We start from the raw sequence: 7,329 nt of genomic DNA, 5'->3' as shown, positions 1-7,329 counted from the left end.
GGAGGATGAGGAATTAAAAAAATCAGCATGAACTTTCAACTTTTTGTGTCCAAAGTATTGACATAGGTCCATCTTATCCTCCAAAGTGACTATGGTTTTAATGTAGTTGGTGTCTTTCAATGCTTCCAGTTTCATATCGTCATCCACCATCAAAAGCCGATATTCCAAATCTGCCCTTGCAAAACGGTTGTGCTCTACCTTTTGAATATTGCTTACATTCATATTCGTTCCGAGAATTTTTCTCATGACCAGACCAATACGGGATTTTCCCTCCCCGCCTTTTCCTAAGATAATCAATAACTTCTGTGCCTTGTTTGATGGGATTAAGCAATATCCCATATATTCCTGCAAGGTAGGAATATCATCTTCCTCCAACAGTTCTGAAAGAAATTTCAGCCACCGTTCCGGCTTTACTTCTTTCATTTCATAATTTACAGGCAAGCGGTTCAGGCAAAACTCCTTATTTTCTGTAAAATCTCCATTCAAAAAATAAGTTCCATTATTCACATGGATGCGATCCATCTGCACCGGAAGTTCCTCCGAATAAGCTTCCAGTTTTAGAACCTCCGAAAGCTGTTTTACTTTCTTGGAAATCCCTTTCGTAAGAACCGGCTTTACCATTCTGTAAATTTCTTTTTCCACTTCGCTATCTGGCAGCATTCCATCATAGCTGAAAAAGATACCGTTGATACATTTCAATGGCATTCTTTGCAGGAAATTTTCACAAAATGCTACCTCATCAATCTGCCCATCCTCAAACCATTCCTGAGAGTACTCTTTAAAGTTCATTTCTCTCTGATTCAATGCTTCTTCCAGTCTATTCCTTGTTGTTTCGTCTATATTCTTCCATTCGTTCTTCAATTCTTTTCACATTCTTCCCACTATCTAGTAAAAATTCAATTCTGTCCTGTAACTCTCCAAACACCAGTAAATCCAGATAGTAATTTATCTTTTCTATCTGCTGACAGGCTTCTATAAATTCTGCTTTCCATTCTTCCTCTGGTGTTTTTGGTGCATATCTTATTTTCCATTCTTCCAACAAATGAAGATAATCCGATAAAATGCGGATACTTTCCCGTTCCCATTCTTCAAATTTCTTTTCGGTCTGGTACAATGTTCTTTTCGGTTTTTCTTTTTTCTTACTGGCATTCCTTTTCTTTGCGTTATCTGTAAAAATAGGTATCTGAAAATCTTCTGCCAGTTTCTTTGCTGCTTCCAATGGTGCAAGATGAAAGAAATCTGCCACAAACGTGATCACATCCCCTTTCGCACCACAGGCAAAACAACAAAATCCTTTGTCTACTTTCATACTGGGATGCCTGTCATCATGAAAGGGGCAACAGATCATCCCATTTCTACTTATTCTCAATCCGTACTGTTCGGCTGCCTGCCTTGCAGTTACGTTTTCTTTTACTACTTGAAAAATATTCAATTCGACTCCTTTAAAATTTTCGTTGTGTTCTCTCAGAGCCTTTGATATACTGAATTTGCGAGATAGAGTTATCAAAAGCTCTGAGAAGTTGTCCTTGTGTTACGCAAGGGCTTTTTCTTTTCCCTGCTTTTTTACCTCTCCATTGAAATATCCAGTTTCTTCCCATACTTTACGATCAGAACAGTAATAACTGAATTCATTGGAATCGCCCATCTTCATTGCCACTCCAAATTTCAAAATTCCCTGCTGTATTCCGATACGAACGTAATGAGCATCTTTTCCGATTGCTTTTGCAATTTCCGTAATCGGCACATTTCTTCCCGTAAATGGCGGCAATTCTACATATAATCTTTTATCCATTTTCCACATCCTCCTTTACAATCTGACTAAGTTCTTGATCTAAAGCTGTAGCAATTTTATATGCCACCTGCGGTGTACAGCTCTTTCCTGATATAATGCAGGAAATCGTCTGCCTTGACACTCCACTTAACTCTGCCAATTTCTTAATTGTTAATCCTCTTTCTCCCATCAAAATCTGCATTTTAAATACGTTTATCTTCATTTTATTTCTCCTTTCTTTTTTAATATGCACTTTTAATTCGCATTTCCATTATATGCACTTATTCTGCATATGTCAATACTATTTTATATAAATATGTACTTGCAATTCGTATTTTTCTATGATATGATAAGCGTGAGGTGAATAATGATGAGTAATGAGAAGTTACATAACAATCAAATCGGACTTAGAATCCGTACTGCTCGAAAAGAAAAAGGTATCAACCAAACAGAGCTTGCAAATTTGTTAGGGAAATCGCTTCGCACAATCCAAAAATATGAAAGCGGAGAAATCGAAGTTTCCATTGCTATGCTCAATGAAATCGCAAAAGTTTTAGACTGCGAATCCACATATCTTATAGGGTATGATACTGAGAGAAAACCTTTAGAAAATCTTTCTGATATTATGAATTTCTTATTTCAGTTAGATAAGATAAAGGAGCTTGGCTTCAATATCGAAGTCAAACGCCCGCCACATTATGATGGATGGGAATGTGCTATTACTTTTAATGGCAAAGATGTTTCTACGGAGTTAAATCAGGATCTCTGTCTATTCTTGGAAGAATTTAAGGATAAAAGAAATGAAGTCAAGGACTATCAGACAAGTCTTGAATCTTATCAGAAGTGGCAGGATAAAACACTTGCTTATTACGCAAATGCAAAACTGACCGAAAAAGAAACAGAAGAAATCTCAAACGAAGAACGAATCCAAAGATTTCAAAAAATTATGAACGAGCGGTACGGTAAGAAAGAGTCCTAATTTTTAAGGAGGATTTTTAGAATATGAAATTACCGAACGGCTACGGAAGTGTAGTAAAACTATCTGGAAAAAGAAGAAAACCTTGGATGGTTCGTAAAACCACAGGCTATCGCATTGATCCAGTCAAAGAAAAGAAAGTAAATGAATATATCATTATTGGATATGCCGCCACAAAAACTGAGGGGTTACAAATGCTGGCTGATTATAACCGGAATCCTTATGATACGAAGGCAGCCAAAATGACTTTTGAGGATGTGTATGAGGAATGGTCTAAGAAAAAATTTCCTACGGTATCCGAAAGCAATATCAAAGGATACAAGGCATCTTACAAAACCTGTGGCATTCTTTACAATCGAGTTTTTAAGGATTTAAAACTGGCAGACTTACAACAGGTTATTGACACCTGCGGAAAGAATTTTCCCACATTGAAGAAAATCAAAATCCTGTTTAACCAGTTATATGAATTTGCATTAAAGAATGACATCTGCAACAAAGATTATTCTACTTTTGTTGAGATCGCCCAGTACAAAGACCGCAATCCAAACAAGCATACACGTACAAAATTCACAAAAGAAGAAGTTGCAAAAGTCTGGACAATGAAAGAAGATAAATATTATCAGATTATCCTCATGCTGCTCTATAATGGCACACGTATCTCTGAATTTCTTGATTTGAAGAAAGAAAATGTGCATTTGGAAGAACAGTATTTTGATGTAATTGACAGCAAAACAGAAAACGGAATCCGAAAAGTTCCGATTGCTGATAAGCTCCTGCCTTACTATAAAGACTGGTATAATTCTTGTCCTGATTGCGAATATCTTCTTCATACAGAGGATGGCAAAAGATTTCTTTATCGCAATTACTATGACAGCTATTGGACTCCTCTTGTGGAACAGATTGGAATTGACCGTACACCACATTGTACCCGACATACCTGTATTTCCATGTTATCGGAAGCTGGTGTTCAGGATACAACCATCAAGAAAATTGTGGGGCACTCCGGTGCTATGACTCTGACAGAAAAAGTTTATACTCACTTAGATATGCAGATTCTTGTAGACGCAATCAACAAAACCTTAGAAAATGAGGACAGCGTAACTGCCGATACAAAATCTGCATAACAAAAAGGACACTCTCCAGTGCCTATCACCGAAAAGTGTCCTATATTTTTTAGATATTTTTGTTGCAAACGTGTTGCAAATGCGTTGCGAACTGAGTAAATTCCACCGCTTTTCACCACATCTGACAACTCCACAAACCCTTGTAAAACAAGGATTTGAACGTAAATCCGAGTTCCGAAGATTATCTCTTGCCGAACTGAAATTAACGTTTGGAGAACTGCGGTGCTCTTCTTGCTGCCTTGAGGCCGTACTTCTTTCTCTCTTTCATTCTCGGGTCACGTGTCAAATATCCATTGGACTTTAACACCGGCCTGTAATCAGCGTCCACCTGGAGCAGAGCCCTTGCAATGCCGTGACGGATAGCGCCTGCCTGGCCCGTATAGCCGCCGCCTTTTACATTAACCAAAACGTCAAACTTATCAACGTTCTCAGTTGCAACCAATGGCTGGCGAACGATAACCTTCAATGTCTCCAGACCCAAATACTCATCGATATCTCTTTTATTTATGGTAATTTTACCTGTTCCCGGTACTAAATATACTCTGGCAACAGATGATTTTCTTCTTCCTGTTCCGTAATACTTTGTGTTAGCCACTTTTCTTTACCTCCTAACGATTAAAATGCTAAAACTTCCGGTTTTTGAGCTGCATGTTTGTGATCCGGCCCGGCATATACAAAAAGCTTTTTGTACATCTGTCTTCCCAAAGGCCCTTTGGGGAGCATACCCTTAACCGCCATCTCAACAACTCTGTCAGGATGCTTTGCCAACATTTCTTTTAAAGTAGTCTCTTTCATTCCGCCTACATACTCGGAGTGGTGATAATAAATCTTCTGATCCAATTTCTTTCCGGTGACTTTTACCTTCTCGGCATTTACAACAATCACATAATCACCTGTGTCCATATGGGGGGTGAATATAGGTTTATTCTTTCCTCTCAATACTTTAGCAATCTCAGATGCCAAACGTCCTAATGTCATTCCATCAGCGTCAACTACATACCATTTTCTATCAATAGTAGCAGGACTTGCCATAAATGTTTTCATTGGTTTTCCCTCCTTAATATTTGCCCGCGAAGCGCAACATAGTCTATGCCCTGCGGGTACTCCTAAAAATCACTGTGGGCAAAAGAATCTCGTATGTCCGGACGCTATCCTTCCGCCATTTTTATTCTAAAATGCTTGCCGGGGCTTTGGCTCGCATTTTTATACTTTTCACAGACTTTTATAGTATAGTACACGTTTCCCCGTGTGTCAAGATTTTTTTAAATTTCCGTTCTCTCTTAGATTCCTATTTTATATTTTACATTTAAAATCCTTGTCACAGCTTCGTCCACTCTTGCCTCCTCCAAGGTTCCCTCCTCCAATGCAGTGAGGACGCCCTGGTAAGCTTCACTAAAATTTTCAGGCATCAGCACCATATCTGCCCCGGCCTGTATAGCCATAACAGCCGCTTTTGCGCTGTCGTAACGGGATGTAACAGCCCCCATATTCATGGCATCAGTGATCACAATCCCCTGGTATCCCATTTCTCCCCGGAGAATTTCTGTTATCACTTTTTTAGAAAGGGATGCGGGAACTTCACTGTCTGTTACCTTGGGAAGGGCGATATGGCTTACCATAACAAAAGGCACATTGCTGTCAATACAGGACTGAAAGGGTAACAGCTCCGTGGCGGTAAGTTCCTCTAAGGTTTTATCCAGAGAAACATATCCGCTGTGGGTATCCCCCACAGAACTCCCGTGTCCTGGGAAATGTTTCACACAGGGTAACACATTTTCATCCTTTAATCCCTCCATCACAGATAAATCCATCAGAGCCACCTGTTCCGGCCTGCTGCCGAAAGAACGGCTGCCAATCACTGTATTTTCCGGATTGGTAAGGACATCCGCCACCGGTGCAAAGTCCACGTTTATCCCCAAATCCCAGAGATATTTCCCAATAGTTTTTCCTGCCTGATAAGCTTCCTTTACATCCCCCGTCTCACCGATGGAAGCCATATCCTTTACATGCTCCACGCCAAAAGCGGAATTTTCCCCGATTCTTGCCACCCGGCCTCCCTCCTCGTCGGTGGCGAGAAACAGTGGAACCCCGGAAATCTCTTTTGCATAACCCTGTACATTTTTTGTCATTTCCCGGGTCTGTTCCGGATTAACAAAATTTTCGGAAAAATACACAAGACCTCCCACGGGATATTTTTCCAGGGCTTTTTCCGTAGCCTCCCCGGCTGCCGTCACCCTGCCGCTCTCAGTCAAAGCCTCCGGCGTTACCATAAAAAGCTGGGCCGCTTTTTCCTCCACCGTCATCTCTGCCAACATTTCCTCCACCGTCTCTGGAACTTTCCCGGATTTCTTATCCGCTGCTTTTTCTGTGGCTTCCTCCTCCGAATCTGTTTCTGTCTCAGTTTCTGTTTCCGTTTCCTGTTCGGTTTCTGTCTCGGTCTCGGTTTCCGGTTCCCGGCTTTCTATCTCTTCCTCCGTAGGAATCTCCAGCACAAAATCCTTTAAAATATCCTGCTCCGATTCCCTCTCCGGCTCCGGCGCCTGTTTTGCCGACGCTTCCTCCGCCTGTGCATGTTTTCTGCTGTTTTTCACTGCGGTTTTTACCGTGAGGGCAAATACGCACAGGAGCATCAAGGCAAACAGACATATCAGTCCGGTGAAAAGCTGTTTATCTCTTTTTCTTCTTTCTTCTCTCTTATCACTCATAGGCACACACTCTTCATCTGTTCATATTCTATCCCCAGCATGGTAAGGCCGTGGGCCGGGGCAGTGGGGCCTGCTGCGCTGCGGTCTTTTGCCTGTAAAATTTCTTTTACCGCCTCCGGCTCAATTTTTCCTCCGCCAGCCTGGATTAAAGTACCTGCAATAATTCTCACCATATTGTATAAAAAACCGCTTCCTGTAATTCTGATTTTAATAATGTCCTCCTGCCTTGTAACCTCCAGGCCATAAATGGTGCGAACAGTAGTCTCCGCCGCAGTTTTCACAGAGCAGAAGCTTTTAAAATCATGTTCTCCCACAAGGTAAAAAGAAGCTTCCCGCATTTTTTCCACATCCAGGCTGTGATGGTAAAAATAAGTATCTAACCTTCGTGCAGGATCGGGGAATTTCCGGTTTAAAATCCTGTACTCATAAGTTTTTTTACTGTTAATGCGCCGGGGATGAAAATCCTTTGGCACTTCACAGGAATCCTGCACCACAATATCCTCCGGAAGCCTTTGATTTAAGGCATAGGAAATTTTCTCCGCCGGAATCTTTGTGTCCGTATCAAACACTGCCACGTTTCCCCTGGAGTGTACCCCTGCATCGGTACGGCTGGCCCCGGTCACAAAAATTTCCTCTCCTAAAAGCTCCGATAAAGCCTGATTTAACACGGATTCTATGGTAACGTTATTGGGCTGAAGCTGCCAGCCATGGTATCTTGTCCCGTCATAGGCAACAATAAGTTTTACCCGCATT

General features: G+C 41.1%; 10 protein-coding genes. 2 read left to right on the top strand and 8 right to left on the bottom strand.

The annotated features are described in order from the left end of the window. From D7Y06_RS12140 to D7Y06_RS12125, 4 genes are all read right to left on the bottom strand, one after another. A partial coding sequence (locus tag D7Y06_RS12140) for a DUF5906 domain-containing protein (RefSeq protein ID WP_330566441.1) occupies positions 1–861 on the bottom strand: 861 nt, incomplete at its 3' end. Next, positions 818–1,432 (bottom strand): CHC2 zinc finger domain-containing protein, encoded by a 615-nt coding sequence (locus D7Y06_RS12135; RefSeq protein WP_120408063.1) that lies wholly within the window; start codon positions 1,430–1,432, stop codon positions 818–820. The genes D7Y06_RS12135 and D7Y06_RS12140, both read right to left, overlap by 44 nt. Positions 1,433–1,531: 99 nt before the next feature. After that, positions 1,532–1,792 carry a hypothetical protein gene (locus D7Y06_RS12130; protein ID WP_024853245.1) on the bottom strand — a complete coding sequence of 87 codons (261 nt, stop codon included), beginning with the start codon at positions 1,790–1,792 and terminating at the stop codon, positions 1,532–1,534. Continuing rightward, the gene (locus tag D7Y06_RS12125) at positions 1,785–1,994 is read right to left on the bottom strand and encodes a helix-turn-helix transcriptional regulator (protein WP_052530461.1); all 210 of its coding nucleotides are present in this window, start codon (positions 1,992–1,994) and stop codon (positions 1,785–1,787) included. Before D7Y06_RS12125 ends, D7Y06_RS12130 begins: the two co-directional genes overlap by 8 nt. A gap of 144 nt (positions 1,995–2,138) precedes the next feature. Between D7Y06_RS12125 and D7Y06_RS12120 the strand changes: the two genes are divergently transcribed. Together D7Y06_RS12120 and D7Y06_RS12115 are read left to right on the top strand one after the other, a co-directional pair. Beyond that, positions 2,139–2,750, top strand: coding sequence for a helix-turn-helix domain-containing protein (locus D7Y06_RS12120; protein ID WP_120408062.1), 612 nt, complete (start codon positions 2,139–2,141; stop codon positions 2,748–2,750). 23 nt (positions 2,751–2,773) lie between these two features. Further along, positions 2,774–3,871 carry a tyrosine-type recombinase/integrase gene (locus D7Y06_RS12115; protein ID WP_120408061.1) on the top strand — a complete coding sequence of 366 codons (1,098 nt, stop codon included), beginning with the start codon at positions 2,774–2,776 and terminating at the stop codon, positions 3,869–3,871. A 202-nt stretch (positions 3,872–4,073) separates the two neighbouring features. On the opposite strand, the gene rpsI is transcribed toward D7Y06_RS12115, so the two are convergent. The 4 genes from rpsI to truA form a co-directional block, all read right to left on the bottom strand. After that, positions 4,074–4,466 carry a 30S ribosomal protein S9 gene (gene rpsI / locus D7Y06_RS12110; RefSeq protein ID WP_120408060.1) on the bottom strand — a complete coding sequence of 131 codons (393 nt, stop codon included), beginning with the start codon at positions 4,464–4,466 and terminating at the stop codon, positions 4,074–4,076. Positions 4,467–4,486: 20 nt separating this feature from the next. Further along, a complete protein-coding gene (rplM, locus tag D7Y06_RS12105) occupies positions 4,487–4,915 on the bottom strand; it encodes a 50S ribosomal protein L13 (RefSeq protein ID WP_120408059.1) in 429 nt (142 codons plus the stop codon). 236 nt (positions 4,916–5,151) lie between these two features. Next, positions 5,152–6,576 carry a glycoside hydrolase family 3 protein gene (locus D7Y06_RS12100; RefSeq protein ID WP_120408058.1) on the bottom strand — a complete coding sequence of 475 codons (1,425 nt, stop codon included), beginning with the start codon at positions 6,574–6,576 and terminating at the stop codon, positions 5,152–5,154. After that, positions 6,573–7,328, bottom strand: coding sequence for a tRNA pseudouridine(38-40) synthase TruA (gene truA / locus D7Y06_RS12095; protein WP_120408057.1), 756 nt, complete (start codon positions 7,326–7,328; stop codon positions 6,573–6,575). Before truA ends, D7Y06_RS12100 begins: the two co-directional genes overlap by 4 nt. Position 7,329: the final 1 nt, after the last annotated feature.

Origin of the sequence: Roseburia sp. 1XD42-69 (assembly GCF_003612565.1) — a bacterium.
In the GTDB taxonomy this organism is placed as follows: domain Bacteria; phylum Bacillota; class Clostridia; order Lachnospirales; family Lachnospiraceae; genus Roseburia_B.
The sequence above is the reverse complement of the archived record's forward strand: the minus strand, read 5'-3'. Positions and strand labels throughout refer to the sequence as shown.

What these genes read in the sequence shown, in the direction of transcription:
- D7Y06_RS12100 (WP_120408058.1), bottom strand. Translation starts at nt 6,576, where the DNA reads ATGAGTGATAAGAGAGAAGAAAGAAGAAAAAGAGATAAACAGCTTTTC.
- rplM (WP_120408059.1), bottom strand. Translation starts at nt 4,915, where the DNA reads ATGAAAACATTTATGGCAAGTCCTGCTACTATTGATAGAAAATGGTAT.
- D7Y06_RS12120 (WP_120408062.1), top strand. Translation starts at nt 2,139, where the DNA reads ATGATGAGTAATGAGAAGTTACATAACAATCAAATCGGACTTAGAATC.
- D7Y06_RS12125 (WP_052530461.1), bottom strand. Translation starts at nt 1,994, where the DNA reads ATGAAGATAAACGTATTTAAAATGCAGATTTTGATGGGAGAAAGAGGA.
- truA (WP_120408057.1), bottom strand. Translation starts at nt 7,328, where the DNA reads ATGCGGGTAAAACTTATTGTTGCCTATGACGGGACAAGATACCATGGC.
- D7Y06_RS12130 (WP_024853245.1), bottom strand. Translation starts at nt 1,792, where the DNA reads ATGGATAAAAGATTATATGTAGAATTGCCGCCATTTACGGGAAGAAAT.
- D7Y06_RS12115 (WP_120408061.1), top strand. Translation starts at nt 2,774, where the DNA reads ATGAAATTACCGAACGGCTACGGAAGTGTAGTAAAACTATCTGGAAAA.